This window comes from Streptomyces sp. FH025 (assembly GCF_017427025.1).
Lineage (GTDB): Bacteria > Actinomycetota > Actinomycetes > Streptomycetales > Streptomycetaceae > Kitasatospora.
On record NZ_JAFLNG010001092.1, the window covers coordinates 1 to 1659 of the forward strand.

The window sequence follows — 1659 nt, forward strand, 5'->3', positions numbered from 1 at the left end:
CTCGGCATGGTGTCCCCCGGGGTACGAGTCACGGGCAGCTCCGTACGGCGGCCCGCCCCCGGGCACCGTGGCCCGCCTCGACGACGGGCCCAGGGGCCAACGAACGGGCACGACCGGATGACTCCCGCCGCGCCGGATCCGCAGGGCGCCGGGCCCACTCGGCCGACGGGCCTCCTCGGCGCGGGGTCTCCTCGGCGGGGGGTTTCCTCGGCGCCGGGCCTCCCCGGCGTCCGCCCCTACTCGGCGTCGCGTTCGTGCTCGGCCAGGAACTGCTCGAAGCGCCGCCCCAGCTCGTCCGCCGAGGGCAGCTCGACCGGCTCGGCGAGCAGGCTCTCCCGGCCCTCCGCGCCCGCCACGGCGTCGTACTGGCCCTCCATGCCGCGGATCGCCGAGCGCAGCTCGCCGTCCCCGCGGGCCAGCTGCTCCTCGATGTCGGCGTACACCTCGGCGACCCGCTCGCGCAGCCGCTTGCCCGGCAGCACCAGGCCGGTGGCGGACTGCACCGCCTCCAGGATCGCCACGGCGGCGGCCGGGTAGGCCGAGCGGGCCACGTAGTGCGGGACGTGCACGGCGAAGCCCAGCACGTCGTGCCCGGCCTCGGACAGGCGGTACTCCAGCAACGCCTGGGCGCTGCCCGGGACCTGCGCCTGCTCGAACCACTGCGGGTAGCCCGCCGCGAGGTCGAGCCGGTTGCCGTGCGGCGTCAGACCGACCGGGCGGGTGTGCGGCACGCCCATCGGGATGCCGTGGAAGTCCAGGCAGAGCCGGACCTCGAAGCGCTCGGCCAACTCGCGGACGGCGCGCGCGAAACGCTCCCACTCGACGTCCGGCTCCGGGCCGGTGAGCAGCAGGAACGGCACTCCGGCGGCGTCCCGGACGAGCTGGAGCAGGATCTCCGGCGGGTCGTAGGACGTCCAGCGGTCGCGGTCGAAGACCATCGCGGGGCGGCGGGCCCGGTAGTCGACCAGGCGGTCGTGGTCGAAGCGGGCCACCACCTGCGGCGAACCGGTCTCCAGCAGGTGGGCCACCACCTGGCCGCCGGCCTCCCCGGCGTCCATGAAGCCCTCGAAGTGGTGGAGCAGCACCAGACCGGCGCCGGTGTCGCGCAGCTCCGCGCCGGCCGCGGCCACCGCCGCCACACCCCGCTGATCCAGCTCGTACAGCGCCTGGAAATCACGCACCGCGCACCCAACCCCGTTCTCTGCTCGTCCGATCCGACCGGCTTCTCGTCCTCTCCAGCGTGCCGGGCGGCGCCGGAATTCCCGCCGCGGCGGAAGGTCCGGTGGAAGGTCCGGCGGAGGGCCGGGTGGAGGGCGCCGTGGAAGGCTCCGTGGAATGCCTCGCGGAAGGCCCGGCCGACGGCCTCCGCCGACCGCTCCGGACCATGATCGCACCCGAAGGAAAAGCCCCTGGTCACGGGTGTTCGACGGGCCCGTCCCGGGCGCGCCGCGACGGCCCGCGCGGCCATTCGCGTGCCGCGAAGTGACGCACCGCCTTCTGGCGGGTATCGTCCTCTCGCTGCCTCGCATCGTCGCGTCGTCGTCACGTCGTCCGTAACGCCGTCGACCACGTCCCGGACCGGTGTTCGGCCAGCCACCCACGACGCATCTTGCCTTCACCTGGCCGCCTGCTTCCCTTCGCGCACTCGTTTCCTTCTCG

Annotated in this window: 1 protein-coding gene; it reads right to left on the reverse strand. The window is 74.6% G+C overall.

Annotated elements, in window-relative coordinates:
* Positions 1 to 236 precede the first annotated feature (236 nt).
* The gene (locus J0670_RS37565; RefSeq protein WP_207817257.1) at positions 237 to 1181 is read right to left on the reverse strand and encodes a PAC2 family protein; all 945 of its coding nucleotides are present in this window, start codon (positions 1179 to 1181) and stop codon (positions 237 to 239) included.
* Between the last annotated feature and the right edge of the window lie 478 nt (positions 1182 to 1659).